General features: G+C 64.5%; 18 protein-coding genes. 10 read left to right on the top strand and 8 right to left on the bottom strand.

All coding sequences use genetic code 11. From position 1 onward, the window contains the following. Positions 1–279: 279 nt before the first annotated feature. Complete coding sequence (trmB, locus tag PCE31106_RS13840; protein ID WP_254441046.1) at positions 280–1080, top strand: tRNA (guanosine(46)-N7)-methyltransferase TrmB; 801 nt, start codon at positions 280–282, stop codon at positions 1078–1080. Positions 1081–1128: 48 nt separating this feature from the next. Here trmB and PCE31106_RS13835 read toward each other — a convergent pair whose 3' ends face one another. The 4 genes from PCE31106_RS13835 to PCE31106_RS13820 all read right to left on the bottom strand — a co-directional run bounded on the left by PCE31106_RS13835 (position 1129) and on the right by PCE31106_RS13820 (position 3820). Next, positions 1129–1971, bottom strand: a complete 843-nt coding sequence (locus tag PCE31106_RS13835) for an undecaprenyl-diphosphate phosphatase (RefSeq protein WP_017232116.1) — start codon at positions 1969–1971, stop codon at positions 1129–1131. A gap of 87 nt (positions 1972–2058) precedes the next feature. Further along, positions 2059–2700, bottom strand: coding sequence for a DUF1439 domain-containing protein (locus tag PCE31106_RS13830; protein ID WP_150563640.1), 642 nt, complete (start codon positions 2698–2700; stop codon positions 2059–2061). A gap of 68 nt (positions 2701–2768) precedes the next feature. Then, positions 2769–3032, bottom strand: a complete 264-nt coding sequence (locus PCE31106_RS13825; protein ID WP_150563639.1) for a YkgJ family cysteine cluster protein — start codon at positions 3030–3032, stop codon at positions 2769–2771. Positions 3033–3037: 5 nt separating this feature from the next. Beyond that, positions 3038–3820, bottom strand: coding sequence for an SDR family NAD(P)-dependent oxidoreductase (locus PCE31106_RS13820; protein ID WP_174975186.1), 783 nt, complete (start codon positions 3818–3820; stop codon positions 3038–3040). A gap of 98 nt (positions 3821–3918) precedes the next feature. Between PCE31106_RS13820 and PCE31106_RS13815 the strand changes: the two genes are divergently transcribed. The 3 genes from PCE31106_RS13815 to PCE31106_RS13805 are packed head-to-tail and all read left to right on the top strand — an operon-like array spanning position 3919 to position 5691. Further along, positions 3919–4605, top strand: coding sequence for a TetR/AcrR family transcriptional regulator (locus PCE31106_RS13815; protein ID WP_150563637.1), 687 nt, complete (start codon positions 3919–3921; stop codon positions 4603–4605). 60 nt (positions 4606–4665) lie between these two features. Then, complete coding sequence (locus PCE31106_RS13810) at positions 4666–5334, top strand: protein-L-isoaspartate O-methyltransferase family protein (protein ID WP_150563636.1); 669 nt, start codon at positions 4666–4668, stop codon at positions 5332–5334. 33 nt (positions 5335–5367) lie between these two features. Beyond that, positions 5368–5691 carry a rhodanese-like domain-containing protein gene (locus PCE31106_RS13805; protein WP_017232120.1) on the top strand — a complete coding sequence of 108 codons (324 nt, stop codon included), beginning with the start codon at positions 5368–5370 and terminating at the stop codon, positions 5689–5691. 12 nt (positions 5692–5703) lie between these two features. Here PCE31106_RS13805 and waaA read toward each other — a convergent pair whose 3' ends face one another. From waaA to PCE31106_RS13785, 4 genes are all read right to left on the bottom strand, one after another. Next, positions 5704–7011, bottom strand: a complete 1308-nt coding sequence (gene waaA, locus PCE31106_RS13800; protein WP_174975194.1) for a lipid IV(A) 3-deoxy-D-manno-octulosonic acid transferase — start codon at positions 7009–7011, stop codon at positions 5704–5706. 3 nt (positions 7012–7014) lie between these two features. Then, on the bottom strand, positions 7015–7902 hold the full coding sequence (gene kdoO / locus PCE31106_RS13795) for a Kdo hydroxylase KdoO (protein ID WP_026131630.1): 888 nt from the start codon (positions 7900–7902) through the stop codon (positions 7015–7017). Between the two features lie 5 nt (positions 7903–7907). Then, positions 7908–8876 carry a lipopolysaccharide heptosyltransferase I gene (gene waaC, locus PCE31106_RS13790; RefSeq protein WP_254441054.1) on the bottom strand — a complete coding sequence of 323 codons (969 nt, stop codon included), beginning with the start codon at positions 8874–8876 and terminating at the stop codon, positions 7908–7910. 252 nt (positions 8877–9128) lie between these two features. After that, positions 9129–10526 carry a phosphomannomutase/phosphoglucomutase gene (locus PCE31106_RS13785; RefSeq protein WP_150563634.1) on the bottom strand — a complete coding sequence of 466 codons (1398 nt, stop codon included), beginning with the start codon at positions 10524–10526 and terminating at the stop codon, positions 9129–9131. Between the two features lie 358 nt (positions 10527–10884). On the opposite strand from PCE31106_RS13785, the gene PCE31106_RS13780 reads away from it, so the two are divergent. The 6 genes from PCE31106_RS13780 to PCE31106_RS13755 all read left to right on the top strand — a co-directional run bounded on the left by PCE31106_RS13780 (position 10885) and on the right by PCE31106_RS13755 (position 17828). Further along, the gene (locus PCE31106_RS13780; protein ID WP_150563633.1) at positions 10885–12102 is read left to right on the top strand and encodes an oligosaccharide flippase family protein; all 1218 of its coding nucleotides are present in this window, start codon (positions 10885–10887) and stop codon (positions 12100–12102) included. Between the two features lie 4 nt (positions 12103–12106). Further along, complete coding sequence (locus tag PCE31106_RS13775; protein ID WP_174975184.1) at positions 12107–13243, top strand: glycosyltransferase family 4 protein; 1137 nt, start codon at positions 12107–12109, stop codon at positions 13241–13243. After that, a complete protein-coding gene (locus tag PCE31106_RS13770) occupies positions 13240–14370 on the top strand; it encodes a glycosyltransferase (protein WP_174975183.1) in 1131 nt (376 codons plus the stop codon). The genes PCE31106_RS13775 and PCE31106_RS13770 overlap by 4 nt, the downstream gene beginning before the upstream one ends. 5 nt (positions 14371–14375) lie before the next feature. Continuing rightward, positions 14376–15518, top strand: coding sequence for a glycosyltransferase family 4 protein (locus tag PCE31106_RS13765; RefSeq protein WP_150563630.1), 1143 nt, complete (start codon positions 14376–14378; stop codon positions 15516–15518). Between the two features lie 67 nt (positions 15519–15585). Continuing rightward, entirely contained in the window at positions 15586–16680 is a 1095-nt protein-coding gene (locus PCE31106_RS13760) for an MraY family glycosyltransferase (RefSeq protein WP_150563629.1), read from the top strand. Between the two features lie 56 nt (positions 16681–16736). After that, positions 16737–17828, top strand: a complete 1092-nt coding sequence (locus PCE31106_RS13755) for an MraY family glycosyltransferase (protein ID WP_150550587.1) — start codon at positions 16737–16739, stop codon at positions 17826–17828. The last annotated feature ends 8 nt before the right edge of the window (positions 17829–17836 follow it).

Below are 17836 nucleotides of genomic sequence, written 5' to 3'. Positions count from 1 at the left end.
GCGGACATAGCCGGCGTCGGTTGCCCTCGCAGGCACAGATTCCGGGCCCTCGTGCCATGCGTCTACGCTCATTGCGGGTCGCTTGCCTGGCTTGTGCACGACGTCAACTTGCCAGTGAAGGACGTTCCGGGAGATAATCGGGCCCGTTCCCGCCGCCATGGCACGGGAAAAACTTTCGAAAAATCATCGTGTTGGGTGCCGACTCAGGCCGCAATGCCGGATGTGCCGCCCGCCGCAGCATTCCTCGACAAGCCGTCGCCCAGACGGCTTTTTGTTTCCATGACGAACCACGGACAACCGCCGGCTGACGACGCGCCACCGGCCCACGACGACGACGCCGACTTGGGCGCGTCGCAATCCAACGCCACGGGCGACGACGACACGCACGTCGATCCGAACGACGTGGCGCAGCCGCGCCGCATTCGCAGCTTCGTGCGTCGCGCAGGGCGCAGCTCGGAGGCGCAAAAGCGCGCGTTCGACGTCCTCGGCCCGCAGTTCCTGCTGCCCTACGCGCCTGAGCCGCTCGACTGGCCCGCCGCCTTCGCGCGCGCCGATGCGCCTCGCATTCTCGAGATCGGCTTCGGCATGGGAGACGGCACGGCGTACATTGCCAAGCTGCGTCCGGAAGACGATTTCCTTGGCGTTGAGGTGCACGAGCCGGGCGTGGGCGCATTGCTCAAGCGCATCGGCGAAACGCCCTTGTCGAACGTACGCATCATTGCACACGATGCCGTGGAAGTCGTTCAGCACATGCTGCCCGAAGGCTCGCTGGACGGCGTGCACGTCTTTTTCCCCGATCCGTGGCACAAGAAGCGCCACCACAAGCGCCGCCTGCTGCAGCCGCCGTTCGTGGCGCTGCTCGCGTCGCGCCTGAAGCCAGGCGGCTACCTGCACTGCGCAACGGACTGGCAGGAATATGCCGAGCAGATGCTCGAAGTGCTCGGCGGCGAACCCACGCTTGAAAACACGGCGGCCGACTATGCACCGCGTCCCGACTATCGTCCAGTGACGAAGTTCGAGAATCGCGGCCTGCGCCTCGGTCACGGCGTGTGGGATCTCGTGTTCCGCAAACGCGGCTGAGACGCGTCGCCAGAGACGACAAGGGGCACCACGCGGTGCCCCATTTTTTTAGTCGGCCCAGACTACCCAACCGCTGTAGCCCGTCGCCAGCACCACGAGACCGAACACGATGCGATACCACGCGAACGCCGTGAAGTCGTGCGACGCGATGTAGCGCAGCAGCCAGCGCACACAAATGAAGGCGCTGATGAAGGCGGCAATGAAGCCAATGCCGAACAGGCTGAAGTCGTCGACCGAGAGCGTCGCGCGCGCCTTGTAGAGTTCGTAGACGGTCGCGCCGAACAGGATCGGGATGGCGAGGAAGAACGAGAACTCGGTCGCCACCTTGCGCTCAAGCCCAAACATCATGCCGCCGATGATCGTCGCCCCAGAGCGCGACGTGCCCGGCACGAGCGCGAGACATTGCGCGAGGCCGACTTTCAGGGCGTCGACGACTGACAGGTCGTCCATCGAATTCACGCGCGGGCGCTTGCCCGCTTCGGCGTTGCGACGGTTATGCCGCTCCACCAGCAGGATGACCACGCCACCGACGATAAACGCCGTGGCGACCACGGTGGGGTTGAACAGCGCGGCCTTGATGTGCTTGCCGAGCCACAGGCCGAGCCCGATGGCGGGCAGGCACGCGACGATCACGTTCACCGCGAAGCGGCGCGCCTTGGCATCGCTGCCGAGGCCGGCCACGACCTGTGCGATCTTCTCGCGATACTCCCAGCACACCGCGAGAATGGCGCCGAACTGAATCACGATTTCGAAGACCTTGCCCTTCTCGTCGTTGAAGTCGAGCAGGCTGCCCGCCAGAATCAGGTGCCCGGTCGAGGAGATCGGCAAAAATTCGGTCAGACCTTCCACGACACCGAGAATGAGGGCTTTGAACGCCAGCAACAAGTCCATGCAATGAGTTCCTGAGAAGGTGCGAACAGCGAATAGGGGAATACGGGAAGCGAGAGCGATGCGCCAGGCCGCGTCGGACGGACCGCGTCAACGCGCATCGAGTTTGACGTTCACGCCATGTGAGCGCACGGTGATCGCGCCCGGCTGTCGCGCCACGCCGCCGATGTTGAGTTGCTCGGGCTTGAACGTGTAAAGCGGCGCGCCCTGCAGCCATTGCGTCGCGATCAATGCCCCGGCGGCGTTCAATTGACGCGACCAGCGCTCGGGCAGACCGTCGACCGTGAACGTCTCCACCTCCGGATCGCGCAGCACGACCGACATCGTCGCCGGGTCGTACGCGAGCGCGCTCTCGATGGCGAGCGTGCCGGTGAGCGGCGCACCACCGAACGGGTGCGTCACCGTCGCGTCGACGGACACCGCCAGACGATTGCGCGCCGGCAACAAGGTCAGACGCGGATGCGAGAGGTTCACGTCGAGCACCGCCAGCACGCGACGGTCGAACGGAAACTTGCGTTCGAGCGCGCGCTGCAACTGGCTTTCGGTGAAGGTGTAGTCGTTGCCGAAAGGCAACCCCGCGCAGGCGCTCAGCCCTGCGGCGAGCGCCGTCGCGCCAGCCAGCGCCAGCCAACGACGGCGCGTGAGGCGACTCGGGAGGCGCAAGGCGTCCTGCGACGCAAGCCCATCGCACTGCTGACGAATTCGCTGATCTGGATGAGCACTACCCGACATGACAAAGTCCGCAACTGGGCGCCCGGCGCCCGACACGCGCGACTATAGCATTCGCATGCGGCGCGCCATTACGGCGTCGCCGGCGCGGTCATCGTCTCGAGCTGCGTTAGCCAGGCGATGGCCTGCGCACGATCGTTCCCGCACATCTCGGCCGAGGGCTGCAACGATCCACAGACCGCCGGACGCAGCGGGCTGCCGAAAATCCGGCAACGGTCTTCGTCGTCCAGTTGCACGCAACGGGTGTTCGCCGGCTTGCCGTTCGGCATGCCGGGAATCGGCGTCGAGATGGAAGGCGCGATGCAGCAGGCCGCGCAGTGAGGACGACACTGCATGACGCTCACCACGGCAAGCGGCCCGCGCCGTCGAAGAAGCCGCCCGTCACCGGCCCGCGCTCGCCGAGCGCCAGCATCAGCACACTGCGCGCGCCTTGGGCCACCCCCTGCCGCGCACGCTTGCCGGCCGCGTCGACCGTCAGATCGGCGGGCGCGCCCGGATCGACCGAATTCACCGTAATCGACGTCTCACGCAAGGTTTGCGCGAGCTGCACTGTCAGCATGTTCAAGGCCGCCTTCGATGCGTTGAACCCGATCTGCCGGAACGCCGCATGCTCCCACGCCGGATCGTTGTTGTGCGCCAGCGAGCCCAGGCCGCTCGACACATTGACGATATGCGCCCGCGCGGAGCGCGCGAGCCACGGCAGCATGGCTTGCGTAACGCGCAAGGTGCCGAAGAAATTGGTCGCGAACACCCGCTCGACGGCTTCGATGGAGGCTTTCTCAGGCGCGTCGTCGCGCGGATCGGTCACGCCCGCGTTGTTTACCAGCAGGTCAAGTCGACCGTAGTAGCGGCCAATCCGATAGGCCGCCGCATGCAACGTCTCGGGCTGCAGCAGGTCGATCACGAGCGTCTCTGCCTGAAAACCCGCCTTGCGCAACGGCTCGACCACCTCGTCGCCCTTCGCGGGCTCGCGCGCGCCCACCAGCACCGTCATGCCCACCTCGGCCAGCCCGCGCGCGACTTCCTGTCCAATACCCCGGGTCGCGCCCGTGACCAGCGCCACACGTCCCAGATGGCGTTCGGCATCCGCGCGCACCGTATTCTCGATGGCGTCCCGTTTCATCCCTGCTCCCGTCGATTGACCTGTTGTGTTGCGCCCGGCCGCACGCAAATTTGTTAGCATCGAGTTTATGAAGAATCCTTCAGTTTTTCCATTCGCATATGAAACCTGACAGCCGAGGCCCCGCAACGCCCCGTAAGACGCCGCAGCAGGCGCGTTCGCGGGTCACCATCGACGCCATTTTCGAAGCGGCGCTTCAGGTTTTGCTGCTCGATGGCGGGCGTCAATTGACCACGACGCGTGTGGCCGAACGGGCGGGCGTGTCGGTGGGCACGCTGTACCAGTATTTCCAGAATAAACAGGTGCTGCTCTATGCGGTGCTCGGGCGGCACATCGACCGGATCGTCGAGACGGTGGAGGCGACCTGTCTGGCCTCGCACGCCCAGCCGCTGGAAACGATGGCGCAGACGCTCGCCAAGGCGTATGTCGGCGCGAAGATGACGGACATCGAAGAAGCCCAGGCGCTGTACCGGCTCTCGGAAGATCTCGATGGGCGGGAAGTGTTTGCGGGGGCGTCCACGCGCATGCACGTGGCCGTCGTCGCTATGCTGAAAACAGCGCGAAACGCGCATTTCGACGATCCCGAGACCGTCGCGTTCATGTTCCTGAACTCGATGACCGGGCCCATCAAGGCGATTCTTGAGAATCGCGCGCCCGCAGGTACCTGTTATGCAACGCTCGCCAGCCAGATCGCCGATCAGATGGCGACGATGTGCGGCGCCTATCTGCATCGCGTGGCCAGGGCGGCTGACGACGCCGCGGCGACAAAAGTTCACGCAGTCACATGACTACCGCCCGGAACTGGTAAAATGCCGGGTTGTGTTTGCCTACTACCCACGGTAATCGAAATGAATTACGAACAGGCCCGCTTTAACATGATCGAGCAGCAGATCCGTCCTTGGGATGTGCTCGACCAAGAAGTGCTCAATCTGCTCAAGCTCGTCAAGCGCGAGGAATTCGTGCCGACGGCCCAGCGCGCACTCGCGTTCACCGACGTCGAACTGCCGCTGCCGGGCGCAGCGATTGCCGACAAGAGCCAGCACATGATGTTTCCGCGTGTGGAAGCGCGCATTCTGCAAGCGCTCGCGCCGAAGAAGCATGAGAACGTGCTCGAAATCGGCACGGGGTCGGGCTATATGGCCGCGCTGCTGGCCTACAATGCGCACCACGTGACGAGCCTCGAGTTCGACGCCAATCTCGCCCAGACGGCCCAGCAGACGCTGCGCGCCAATGGCGTGACCAACGTGGAAGTCGTCAACGCCGACGGCGCGCAAGGCTGGAGCGCCGCCGCGCCCTACGACGTGATCGCCATTTCGGGCGCGCTGGTCGAGCTGCCGCAGGCGTTCCTCGATCAACTCAAGGTGGGCGGCCGTCTGGCAGCGTTCATCGGGGGTAGCCCGGTCATGGAAGCCGTGCTCATCACGCGCGTGTCCGAGACCGAATACCGCCGCGAAAACCTGTTCGAGACGCAAGTGGCCTATCTGGTCGCGACGAAGCCGTCGAGCTTCAAGTTCTGAGCCGGGTCGCGACCCAAACGACACACGACCATCATGCAAAACATTACACCGGCGCAATTGGCCCAGTGGCTCGCTGACGGGGAGCGCGGCCAACCCACGCTGCTCGACGTGCGTGAAGATTGGGAGGTGCAGACCTGCCGCATCGCCGAGAGCCGGAACGTACCGCTTGGCGACGTGCCCGCCCGCCTGACGGAACTCGACGCCGAAGCGCCGATCGTGTGCATCTGCCATCACGGCATGCGCAGCGCTCGCGCCGCGATGTTCCTGGAACAACAAGGCTTTACCCAACTGTTCAATCTGGACGGCGGAATCGATGCCTGGGCTCGCCAGGTCGACCCGTCGATGCCGACCTACTGAACCTGCGCGACGTCAGTCCTGCGGGACGGCAAGGCCCGCGTCGAGCCAACGCCCCAGCGCGTCGACGGTACGCGCGGTCGCGCCCTGATGCTGTTTCGCGAACAACATGGCGGCCGTGCGCATCGCGAGCCGCCGGTCGTCGTCGACCAGCAACTCGGCCAGTGCCGTCGCAAGGTCACCGGCGTCGCTCACCCGTCGCGCGGCGCCCGCCGTCAATGCGTTCTCGCTGGCCTGCGTGAAATTGAACATGTGCGGACCGAAGACGACCGGCGTGCCCGCCGCACAGGCTTCGATCAGGTTTTGACCGCCCAGCGGCAGCAGGCTGCCGCCAATGAACGCGACGTCCGCCGCCGAGAAATACGCGGCCATCTCCCCCATCGAATCGCCGAGAACCACATCGACATCCGCGGGCAGCGGCGTGTCGTCGTCAGCCCATGTGCTGCGACGAAAGTAGTGAATTCGCACTCGATCCAGCATCTCGGCCACCTCGTCGAAGCGCTGTGGATGTCGCGGCACGAGCACCAGCAACGAACGCCGCCCCACCTCCGAGGACGCCGCCAACATGGCGCGCGCCTGAAGCACCAGCGACTCCTCGCCGTCACGCGTACTCGCGGCCAGCCAGACCTTGCGCTCGCCGAAACGCTCGCGCCAGCGCGCCCCCAGCGCAAGCTGCGCGGGCGGTGGCGTCATGTCGAACTTGAGGTTGCCCATCACGTCGACGTCGTTCGCGCCCAGCATGCGCAAACGTTCGGCATCGGCATCGCTCTGCGCAAACACGCGGCTGAATCCGCCGAAGACAGGCTTGGCCGCATCGCCGAAGCGTGCTGCACGCCGGAACGAGCGCGCCGACATCCGCGCGTTGGTCAGCACCAGCGGCACGCCGCGCTCGCGGCACGTGAAGATCAGATTCGGCCAGACTTCCGTCTCCATGACCACGCCGACACTCGGCCGCCATTGCTTCAGGAAACGCTGGATCGGCCCGACCATGTCGTACGGCAGATAGCAGCGCAGCACGCGATCGCCGAACAGCGTCTCCCCGGTCGCGCGTCCGGTGGGCGTCATATGCGTGAGCACGATGCCGTGCGACGGATAGCGCTCGAGCAGCGCATCGATGAGCGGCTGCGCGGCGCGCGTCTCGCCAACGGAGACGGCGTGTACCCAGATCAGCGGGCGACCGGTGTAGGGCGGCGCGTCGTAAAACCCGAAGCGTTCGCCGATGTGACGACGGTATCCGGGCTCGAAGCGGCCGCGCCACCATAGCCGCACCACGGCCAGCGGCGCGACGATCCACCAGAGCGCGCGATAGACGAGACGCAGCAACATTCAGATGAGCGCCCGATGCGTGAGACGTTGCAAAACCGCCAGCGGCGAGCACTCGGGGTGCACCATCGCTTCGGCGGGAAGGAAGAAGGTCTGCTCCATCATGAACTGGCCCGACATCACCGCATGCGACGTCTGGTCCGAGAAGCAGATCCACACACTGCCCGGCGGGAACGGCATGGTCTGCTGTTCCGCGTCGCGCTGGTAGTCCATGTCGGCTTTCATGCCGTCGTGCAGATGCAGCATGATGTGGTCGTAGCCGCTGCGTTCACGCTTGGTGATGCCTACCGCGTTCTGCAGCCACGCGGAGCCCGGCCATTGGGTAGGCACTTTCGGCAGGAAGCGTTTGGCCACCGTTTCGAACGGCTCGCCCACACGCCAGACGCGCGGCTGCCCTGCCGGGTTGACGTTGGTGAACACGCGCAGAATGCGCTCGCCGTAGTTCGGGCGCGACGGAAAGGCGTCGACGTGCAGTCGGCTGTCGTCCTTGCGCCACGACGTCTGGCGCGTTTCAACCCGATGCAGACGCAGACTCGTGGGCGCCGCGCGCAACTTGCCGCGATACTCGGGCAACAGACCGTCGATCAGGCTGCACGCCTGCGTGTAGTAACGCTTGACCAGCGCATGGACGGCGCGCTGCGTGCTGTCGTCGGCGGCCACACCGACCAGCACGTCGGACTTGGGATCGAGGCTGATGTTCTTGCGCTTCGGATCGGCAATGGCCGGATCGAGCAGGCGCTGCTCCGCGGCATCGATCGCGAAGGCCAGGTGCGGGAAATACAGCACCTTGCCGGCCTCGACATCGGCCACCAGCGTCTCGCGCGGCACCGACAGTTGCCCTGCCTGCCAGTCGCCGGATTCCACGGTAACGATCTGGCCGCTTTCATTCATTTGGCTCATGCGCTTCGGTCCTCCCGGGGCGCGCCGTCGCCGCTCGGCACAGGCCGCAGCGACGGTGCGAGCTGGCGCACGGCGTCGCGGACTTGCGCGAGCGTTGGCTTGTGCGCGGCGTCGCCAAGATTGACAATGCGCGGCGACCAGAATCCGCCGGTGCGCCACGCGGTGCTGAAATTGTATAACTCGATGGTGGGACGGTTCAGTGCTGCGGCAATATGCACCAGCCCCGTATCCACGCCAACGGTGATCGCGCCGCGATCGATGAGGCCAACGACCTGCGACAGATTCATCTTCGGCGGCACCCAGGCGTCGTCACCCAGCGCGGTGGCCAGTCGCAGCGAGACCTCGCGCTCCGCCGCACTGCCCCACGGCAATACGATCCGCAACCCTTGCGACGCCAGATCGCGACCCAGCGCAATCCAGTCGTCTTCCGGCCATGTTTTGTCGTCGCGCGACGTGGCGTGCACGAACACCGCATACGGATAGTCCGGACACTGGCTGTGGTCGGCGCGCTCGGTGGCAATGCCGAAGTCGATCTCGTCGGTTACCTTGAACCCCATCGCTTCGGCCACCAGCAGCCGCGAGCGCGTAACCACGTGCGTGTGCGGCTCGATGCGCACGGTATGCCGGTAGAGGTAACGCACCGGCCACTCGTAGCTGGCCCCTTCGGTCCGGTTGCCCAACCCCCACACGGCGCCGCGCGCCGTGCGTGCGATCCAGCCAGTCTTGATCAGACCCTGCGTGTCGATCACGTAGTCGTAAGGGGTTTCGCGCAAGGCGCGGCGAAAGGCGCCGATCTCCTGCCACGTGCGTGCGGCGAGCGGCTGCTTGCGCCAGCGGCGCAACGCGAAAGGAATGACCCGGCGCACCCCGCGCACGAGCTTGACGAGGTCGACGAAGCCCTCTTCCACCACCCAGTCGATCTGGGCGTCGGGATGGTGGAGCAAAATGTCCTGCACCACGGGCATGTTATGGACGACGTCGCCGAGCGACGAGACTTTGACGATCAGAACCTGCAACCGCACGCCCCGGCGGTTCGGCCGGGCCTCGTGAGCAAAACCGCGATTTTACCCCGACCCGGCCCGCCGAACAGCGTTGATTGCGCCGTTCTTGCAGCGGTCCCCTTACGGCGTATCTTATGGCGTCCCCTCGACGCCCATCCGGCATCCCTTAAGACGTCCCGCGCCGGTTGCCCGGCGCTGGGACCCCCAGGCCTCGCCTCAGAACGGCAGCTTGGCGTCGGGTTTCACGGCCAGGATGGCGCGGCGGAAGTCGTCTTGAATGCGCGCGATGGCCGCATCGCTGTCGGCCTCGAAGCGCAGCACGACGACCGGCGTGGTGTTCGACGAACGGGCCAGACCGAAACCATCCGCATATTCGACACGCACGCCGTCGATCTTGACGATGTCCCGCGCCCCGTCGAACTTCGCGGTCTCGCGCAGCTTGTCGATCAACGCGAAGTTCTCGCCTTCGGCCAGCGGGATCTGCAGCTCGGGCGTCGAAATCGAGTTGGGCAGCGCATTGAGCACCGCGCTCGGATCGGCTGCCTTCGACAGGATTTCGAGCAGACGCGCGCCCGTGTACAGGCCGTCGTCGAAACCGTACCAGCGGTCCTTGAAGAACACGTGGCCGCTCATCTCGCCCGCGAGCGGTGCGCCCGTTTCCTTGAGCTTGGCCTTGACCAGCGAGTGCCCCGTCTTCCACATCAGCGGCTCGCCGCCGTGCTTTTGCACCCAATCCGCGAGGTTGCGGGTGCACTTCACGTCGTAGATGATCTTCTCGCCCGGATGGCGGCTCAGCACCTCGGCGGCGAAGAGCATCAACTGGCGATCCGGATAGATGATCTGACCGTCCTTGGTGACTACGCCGAGACGGTCGCCGTCGCCGTCGAACGCGAGGCCGATCTCGGCATCGGTCGTCTGCAGCGTGCGGATCAGATCCTGGAGGTTCTCCGGATGGGCGGGATCCGGGTGATGGTTCGGGAACGTGCCGTCGACCTCGCAGAACAGCTCGATGACATCGCAGCCGAGCATCTGGAACAGCGCCGGAGCGTACGCGCCCGCCACACCGTTGCCGCAGTCCACGGCGATCTTCATCGGCCGCGCCAGATGCACGTCGCCCGCGATGCGCGCGCGATACGATTCACCGATCTCGTCGGCCGTGTACGTGCCCTGCCCCGTCTCGAAGTCCTGCTGGCCGATCAGCGTGGCGAGGCCCTGAATGGCATCGCCGTAGATCGCCCGACCGCGCAAGACCATCTTGAAACCGTTGTAGTCGGGCGGGTTGTGGCTACCCGTGACCATGATGCCGGAGTCGACGATGCGGCCATGCAGTGTGACGTTCGTCGCGAAATACACCATCGGCGTAACAACGACGCCGATATCGACCACATCGACACCGGCGGCGCGCAGGCCGTCGGAGAGCGCGCCGACCAGTTCGGGTCCGGACAGACGGCCGTCGCGACCGACCACGACCGCGTTGCCGCCTTCGCGACGCACCGCCGTGCCGAACGCGCGTCCGATCAGGTGCGCGACGTTGGCATCCAGGGTCTTGCCGACGATACCGCGGATGTCGTATGCCTTGAAAATCGCAGGTGAAACTTGCGTGGTTTGCGTCATGGGGGAGGATCTCTCGGAAACGAGGGAAAAAGTCGTCATCCGACGCGAGGGGCCGGGCGTATCGCCTGGGCGAACCCATACGTAACGGAAATGTCGAGGGGCGTCGGCCGGAAAGCCAGCGCCGAGCGCGCAGCAAACGCGAAATCCCGGCAGGAAGACCGGCCGGGATCGGCTGCATTACGCTAAAATTATACGGGACTTCGCCGCACTGCGGCATTTCCCTCCAAACCCTTGTCAGCGATCGCCTACAATCAGTGTCCGCGCATCGTGACACGCGTGTGACGTCCCCCAGCACCGGCCTTGCGAGGCCGGTTTTGCTTATCTTGACTTGAGAACGAGTGAGCCGCGCGAGCGCCACATGCCCTATCGCACCATCATTCGCAACATCCTCTGGATGCTGACCGAGCGCGGCGCGCAGATCGCCGGTGGCATCGCCGTCTCCGGCCTACTGGCACGCAGCCTCGGCGCCGCGCAGTTCGGCCTGTTTCAGTACGCGCAATCGCTGGTGTTCCTCGCCGCGTCCCTCACGCTGTTGTGCGGCAGCGAGGTCGTGGTGCCGCGACTGGTCGGCAAGACCGAGGCGGAGCAACGCACGGTCATCGCCCATGCTTTCGTGCTGCGCCTGGCCGCTGCGGCCGTCGCCTACGCGGCGTTGGCCATCTACGTCATCGGGTTTGCCGAGTCCGAGCTGGTCGCCGTTGCCCTCTGGCTCGGCGTGGCGCTCTGGTTCCGCGAGCCTGCGGGCATTGTCATCGCGTGGTTGCAGGCGCGCACGTTCAACCGGCCGAGCGTCGCGGCCAACCTCTGCGGGCTCGGCGTCAAACTCGCCCTCGTGGCGCTCCTGTTCGTGACACACGCGGGCGTTGCCGCGTTCGCGGTCGTCTACGCTGTCGAGGCCGTCGTGGCCGCCGCGCTGCTGGTTCGGTATTACTTCAAGCATTCGCCGAAGACGCCTGTGATCTGGCGGCGCACGTTGCTGGTGGACCTGCTCTCGAGCGGCATGACGTTCTGGGGCGGCCTGATGCTCATGATCCTCTTCAAGCGCATCGACCAACTTGTGCTCAAGCCGCTCATCCCGCTCGCGGAACTCGGCGCGTATGCCGCCGCCATGCAGATCACGGAAAACTTCGTGCTCGTGGCGCCGATCATCGCGAATTCGCTGGCGCCGCAACTGATCTTTCAGACGTTCGACAACGCCACCGCGAGACGCAATACCGTGCGTGCGGTGTGGCTGATGGTCGCCGCCGGCGCTTGCCTGGCGATGCCGATCGCGCTGCTGGCGCCCTGGATCGTGCACCTGATCTATGGCGCCGGATTCGCGGAGTCGGCGCAAATTCTTCGCGTCTCGGCGCTCATGGGGATTCTGGTGTTCGCCGACGCCGCCCTGAACCTCACGCTGATTCGTCGCGGCGCCGGACGCTGGGTCATCGCGAAGTGGCTATGTGCGGCCGTGGTGGCCTTTGCGGTCGTGCGCGGCCTGGCCCCGCATTTCGGAGCGCTCGCCGGCGCATTTGGCTACGGCGCGGGGTATGCGGCCGCGCTGGTGCTCGGTGTCTGGTTGCTCCGGCGAGACTGATGCGATGACGCTGTCTCATTCCCCGAACAACCACGTCGGCCGTACCCTCTGCCTGTTCACGGGTACGCTCGCGGCCTTCGCCGGCGCCGAACGCGCGACGGCCACGCTCGCGAACGCGCTTGCGGCGCGCGGGCATCGCGTGCACGTGCTGTCGTTGTGGGGCCATAAGCCCGTCTTCCCGTTGGCGCCCGGTGTCGCGCACCACGCGATGTTCGCCGAGCGCTTGGCGTTCAAGCATCACTACGTGTCCATCGTTCGGCAAGTGCGGCGCTATGTGCGCGAGCACGCCATCGATGTGCTGATCGACGTCGACCCGATGCTCGCGCTCTACACCGTGCCCGCCACGATCGGACTGCCGCTGCAACGCATCGCCTGGGAGCACAGCACCTACGCCAGCGACCTCGGCCGACGCGCCCGCCGATGGGCGCGTGCGCTGGCGGCACGTCGGTACGACGCCGTGGTCGTGCTCACTGACGCCGACCGCGACGCGTGGCGAACGCATCATCCCCACGCCCGGGCGCAGTTCGTCACGCTTCCCAATCCGCTGGGCCTTGCGATCCCGGACGCGCCTCCCGAGCCCAGCAGCGAGGGCGGCATTGTCGCCGTCGGGCGCCTGGTTCCGGAGAAGGGCTTCGACCGCCTGATCGACGCTTGGGCGCGTATCGCCCGCGACGCCCCTGGCTGGCAGGTGCGTATCGTGGGCGATGGCCCGCTGCGCGACGCGCTGCTCGCGCAAGCGCGCGACACCGGGGTCGGCGACAGCGTGCAGGTGCTGCCCGCCGTGGCCGACATCGCGCAGCACTATGCGCGGGCGGCGATCTACTGTCTCCCGTCGCGACGTGAAAGTTTCGGACTCGTGTTAATTGAAGCCAAGGCGTATGCGGTGCCCATCGTGGCCTACGCTGCCGATGCCGGGCCCCGCGCGCTGTTGCATGACGAGGTCGACAGTCTGATCATCGACGACGGCGATATCGAGGGGTTGGCTGGCGGGCTCAAACGGCTGATCGGCGACGCCTCCCTGCGACGCAGACTTGGCCTGGCGGGCTACGCGCATGCGCGGGACTTCGGCGCGGATGCCATTGCGGCGCGTTGGGAAGCGCTATGGGCCGAGGGCGGTTCGACACCGCGGAGCGCGCGATGAAGATCGTTCTGTTCGTCACCGGTCTGCAATTGGGGGGAGCGGAAACGCAGGTCGCCGATCTCGCCCGGGGTTTCCTCGCGCGCGGGCATGACGTCGCACTCATCTCGCTCACGGGCACCTGTGCCATCGCCTTGCCGGAATCGCCGCGGCTCACGCTCATTGAATTGAAGGCGGGCAAGACGCCGTGGTCCCTCGTGTGTGCGTTGCGAAGCCTCGTCGCGCACCTGCGCGCGTGGCAGCCCGACGTCGTGCACGCCCACATGGTGCATGCCAACCTGCTGGCTCGCGTGGCTCGGTGGTTTGCCCCGGTGCCGGTGCTGGTGACGAGCGCGCACAGCCGCAATGAAGGCGGACGTCTGCGGATGCTGGCCTATCGGCTGACGGATCGGTGGACGGATTTGACGACGAACGTCAGCGATGACGCGGTGGCCGCCTTCGTTGCGCAACGCGCCGCGCCGGCGGAACGTATCGTGAGCGTGCCCAACGGCATCGACACGGATCGCTACCGTCCCGATGAGCAGGTTCGGTCGCAGTGGCGTGCGGCCATACCCACGTTGCCCTCGACGGCGACGCCCATCGTCTTCGCGGCGGGCCGGATGGTTGAAGCGAAGGACTATCCGACGCTGATCGACGCGTTCTCGCATGTGCTCCTGGCGGTGCCCGAAGCACGCCTCGCGATCGCCGGAGACGGGCCGCTGCGCGGTGCTATGCAGGCGCTCGTGGACGCACGCGGGCTGGCCCATGCGATTACGCTGCTCGGGCGTAGCAACGACATCGCGCAATGGATGTGTGCTGCGGACGTCTATGCGATGTCGTCCGCCTGGGAAGGATTGCCGCTCGTGATTGGCGAGGCGATGGCCAGCGGCTTGCCCGTCGTGTCGACTGACTGCGGGGGGGTGCGCGAACTCCTCGGCACCGTCTCGGGCAACACGCTCGTGCCGGTAGGCAGCGCGCAGGCGCTCGGGGACGCCCTGATTCGCCATCTGCGCGCCGACGCGAGCGCGCGTCACGCGACCGGCGCCGCCAATCGCGAGCGCATCATCACCCATTACTCTCTCGATGCAGTCGTGACGCGCTGGATCGCGGTGTATGCGCGTCTTGCAGCGGCTCAAGCCGAAATCCACTGAATCCCATGCAAGCACCCGTTCTTTTCTGCTCGAACTCTTTCTGGTCGATTCATAATTTTCGTGGCGGCCCGATCCGGGCACTCCTGGCCGACGGGCACCCCGTCCACGTCGTGGCCCCGGATGACGACTATTCGCCCTTGCTGCGCGAGATGGGGTGCACGGTACACCTCATGCCGATGGCGTCCAAAGGGCAGAATCCGCTGCAGGACATCGCCTTCGCGATGCGTCTGTATCGCCTGTACCGACGCGTTCGTCCTGCGGTCTGCTTCCATTACACGATCAAGCCGAATATCTACGGCGCCATGGCGGCGCATTGGGCTGGGATTGCGTCGGTATCGATCACGACGGGTATGGGCACCGTGTTCATCAACAGATCGTTCATTACGCATGTCGTCCGCTTCTTGTACCGGTATGCCTTCCGTCACACGCGGGAGAACTGGTTGCTCAATACGGCGGACTTCGATGCCATGGTCAACGGCGGGCTCGTCGATATACGCAAAGCACGTCTTCTCCCGGGGGAAGGCATCAATCTGGATCATTTCGCCCCCGCCCCTTGGCCGGGAGACGATGGCACATTTCGATTTTTGTTGATTGCGCGGCTATTGCGCGACAAAGGCGTGCTGGAGTTCGTGGAAGCCGCGCGCGCGCTGAAGGTGACGATGCCGCACGTCCGATGCCAGTTGTTGGGCCCCGCCGACGTTGAAAATCCAACAGCGATCTCGCGTGAGCAGGTGGCCGCGTGGGAGCGGGAAGGTCTCGTCGAATATTTGGGCGTGACGCAGGAAGTTCGCCCCTTCATCGCGCAAGCACACTGCATCGTGCTGCCATCTTATCGGGAGGGTTTATCGCGAACCCTTCTCGAAGCGAGTGCCATGGGCCGCCCTGTGATCACGACCGACGTTCAGGGCTGCCGTGAGGTGGTGAGCGAAGGCGTGACAGGATGGGTCATCCCCGTACAGAACGCGGCGGCACTGGCCGCGAAGATGAAACAGGTGGCAGACATGTCAGCGGGTGATCTCGCGGCGGTCGGGGAGGCCGGGCGTGCTAAAGTAGCGCAAAATTTCGACGAGCGATTGGTGATCGCCGAGTACTTGAGAATACTCGGCGAAGTCAATCGGGGGACTCCGTTTGGCTCGACTCACGATTAAAGCGGGCTTAGCGAGGGAACGCCAATCGCACATAAATACTAATCAACGCGATTAACTTGTCCGTAACATGCTGAACCTGACATTGGCATTGGTGGTTTCATTTGTCACTACGCTGCTTATTGTGCGGTATGCCCACGTGCATGCGCATTTTTCCAGCGATAGCGACACAAAAGGGGTTCAGAAGGTTCATGCCCATCCTGTGCCACGCATTGGCGGTTTGGGCATTATGTTCGGTCTGCTTGTCGCCGGCACCTTCGCAACTTTCCGATACGAAGGACGCCTCGAAGAAATTTTGCTGCTGGCCGCCAGCGCCGCACCGGTGTTTCTCGGCGGATTCATAGAAGACATCACCAAACGTGTCTCCCCAAGAATGCGCTTGCTGTGCGCCATGGTGTCGGCGCTCGTCGCCTATTGGATATTGGGCATCCACATCAATCGCATCGGCATTGCCCCGATTGACGCTCTGCTCGCCATTCCAGCGATTTCCGTCGCATTGACCGTCATCTGCACTGCGGCGATGACCAATGCGATCAATATCATCGACGGCTTCAATGGACTTGCCGCGATGGTCAGCATTTTCATGTTCATGTCGCTGGGCTACGTCGCGTTTCAGGTCGGCGATAACATCGTGCTTTCCGCCGCGATGATGATGGTCGGCGCAGTGCTCGGCTTTTTCATCTTGAATTACCCAAATGGGTTGATTTTTCTCGGGGATGGCGGCGCCTATTTCCTTGGGTTCATGCTTGCGGAACTCGCCATTCTGCTCGTGATGCGAAACCCGCTGGTCTCCCCGTGGTATCCGGCACTCATGTTGATTTACCCGATTTTCGAAGTCTGCTTCTCGATCTACCGGCGACGCTTCGTCCGCGGAGTCTCTCCCAGCATGCCTGACGGCGTGCACCTTCACATGCTCATCTACAAGCGAGTATTGCGCTGGGCCGTCGGTTCGAAAATCGCATCACAACTCGCACGACGTAATTCGATGACCTCCCCTTACCTTTGGGTGCTGTGTCTTTCGGCCGTCGTTCCGGCAACGATTTTCTGGCGGCATAGTGGTCTTTTGGCGGCCTGCTGTCTGATATTCATCGTGGCGTACGTCTGGTTGTATCAGCGAATCGTAAGATTCCGCTCGCCGCGTTGGATGGTGGTCAAGAAGAAGTAAGACGTCTTTCCGAATTCTCTCTTCGACGGCCGAATCATCGGCCGTTACATCGCATCATGCTGAGTCTCGCCATCGCCCTGCTCGTGTCGTTCATCGCGACGCTCTTGATCGTCCGCTATGCGCACGTTCACGCCCGCTTCTCCGGCGATAGCGATGTTGCCGGCGTGCAGAAGTTTCACGTGCGTCCGGTTCCGCGCATCGGCGGCGTCGGCATTCTGGCGGGCCTGATCGTGGCCGCCACGGCGCTCGGTTTCTCGTATCCCGTCGTCTCGCGCAATATCCTCCTGCTCGTCGCCTGCGGCCTGCCCGCATTCTTCTCCGGCTTTGTCGAAGACCTGACCAAGAAAGTGACGCCGACGGTGCGTCTCATCTGCACGATGTTCGCCGCGCTGCTGGCCTGGCTTCTGCTCGACATCCATATCACGCGCATCGACATCGGCTTGGCCGACCACGCGCTGATGCTCGCCGCCGTGTCGGTACCACTCACCGTGCTATGCGTGGCCGGCATGGCCAATGCCGTCAACATCATCGACGGGTTCAACGGGCTCGCCGCGATGGTCGCGATGATCATGTTCGCCTCGCTCGGCTATGTCGGGTTTCAGGTACAAGACCCCGTTGTGCTCACTACCTCAATGATCATGGTGGGCGCGATCCTCGGGTTCTTCATCTTCAATTTTCCCGGCGGACTGATCTTTCTCGGCGATGGCGGCGCGTATTTCATCGGCTTCATGCTGGCCGAAATTGCCGTGTTGCTGGTCATGCGCAACCCGCAGGTGTCGCCGTGGTACCCGGCACTGATGGTGATTTACCCCGCCTTCGAGGTCTGTTTCTCAATCTATCGCAAGCGCTTCGTGCGCGGCATGTCGCCCGGCATTCCCGATGGCGTGCACCTGCACATGCTCGTCTACAAGCGGCTGATGCGTTGGGCCGTCGGCGCCCGCACGGCAAGCGCGCTGACGCAACGCAACTCCTTGACGTCTCCGTACCTCTGGCTGCTATGCTTGCTGGCAGTGATCCCGGCGACGGTGTTCTGGCGACACAGTCTGGTGCTCGCGCTGTGCTGCGTCGCCTTCATGGTGACGTATGTCTGGCTGTATCTGCGCATCGTTCGCTTCAAAGCACCCCGCTGGCTGATTTTCAAAAAGTGAACGCTCCA

The organism is Pandoraea cepalis (assembly GCF_902459665.1).
Lineage (GTDB): Bacteria > Pseudomonadota > Gammaproteobacteria > Burkholderiales > Burkholderiaceae > Pandoraea > Pandoraea cepalis.
The sequence above is the reverse complement of the archived record's forward strand: the minus strand, read 5'-3'. Positions and strand labels throughout refer to the sequence as shown.

Bases quoted from the DNA above. Each gene is read 5' to 3' on its own strand.
- trmB (WP_254441046.1), top strand. From the start codon at position 280: ATGACGAACCACGGACAACCGCCGGCTGACGACGCGCCACCGGCCCAC.
- PCE31106_RS13835 (WP_017232116.1), bottom strand. From the start codon at position 1,971: ATGGACTTGTTGCTGGCGTTCAAAGCCCTCATTCTCGGTGTCGTGGAA.
- PCE31106_RS13830 (WP_150563640.1), bottom strand. From the start codon at position 2,700: ATGTCGGGTAGTGCTCATCCAGATCAGCGAATTCGTCAGCAGTGCGAT.
- PCE31106_RS13825 (WP_150563639.1), bottom strand. From the start codon at position 3,032: ATGCAGTGTCGTCCTCACTGCGCGGCCTGCTGCATCGCGCCTTCCATC.
- PCE31106_RS13820 (WP_174975186.1), bottom strand. From the start codon at position 3,820: ATGAAACGGGACGCCATCGAGAATACGGTGCGCGCGGATGCCGAACGC.
- PCE31106_RS13815 (WP_150563637.1), top strand. From the start codon at position 3,919: ATGAAACCTGACAGCCGAGGCCCCGCAACGCCCCGTAAGACGCCGCAG.
- PCE31106_RS13810 (WP_150563636.1), top strand. From the start codon at position 4,666: ATGAATTACGAACAGGCCCGCTTTAACATGATCGAGCAGCAGATCCGT.
- PCE31106_RS13805 (WP_017232120.1), top strand. From the start codon at position 5,368: ATGCAAAACATTACACCGGCGCAATTGGCCCAGTGGCTCGCTGACGGG.
- kdoO (WP_026131630.1), bottom strand. From the start codon at position 7,902: ATGAATGAAAGCGGCCAGATCGTTACCGTGGAATCCGGCGACTGGCAG.
- waaC (WP_254441054.1), bottom strand. From the start codon at position 8,876: ATGCCCGTGGTGCAGGACATTTTGCTCCACCATCCCGACGCCCAGATC.
- PCE31106_RS13785 (WP_150563634.1), bottom strand. From the start codon at position 10,526: ATGACGCAAACCACGCAAGTTTCACCTGCGATTTTCAAGGCATACGAC.
- PCE31106_RS13780 (WP_150563633.1), top strand. From the start codon at position 10,885: ATGCCCTATCGCACCATCATTCGCAACATCCTCTGGATGCTGACCGAG.
- PCE31106_RS13775 (WP_174975184.1), top strand. From the start codon at position 12,107: ATGACGCTGTCTCATTCCCCGAACAACCACGTCGGCCGTACCCTCTGC.
- PCE31106_RS13770 (WP_174975183.1), top strand. From the start codon at position 13,240: ATGAAGATCGTTCTGTTCGTCACCGGTCTGCAATTGGGGGGAGCGGAA.
- PCE31106_RS13765 (WP_150563630.1), top strand. From the start codon at position 14,376: ATGCAAGCACCCGTTCTTTTCTGCTCGAACTCTTTCTGGTCGATTCAT.
- PCE31106_RS13760 (WP_150563629.1), top strand. From the start codon at position 15,586: ATGCTGAACCTGACATTGGCATTGGTGGTTTCATTTGTCACTACGCTG.
- PCE31106_RS13755 (WP_150550587.1), top strand. From the start codon at position 16,737: ATGCTGAGTCTCGCCATCGCCCTGCTCGTGTCGTTCATCGCGACGCTC.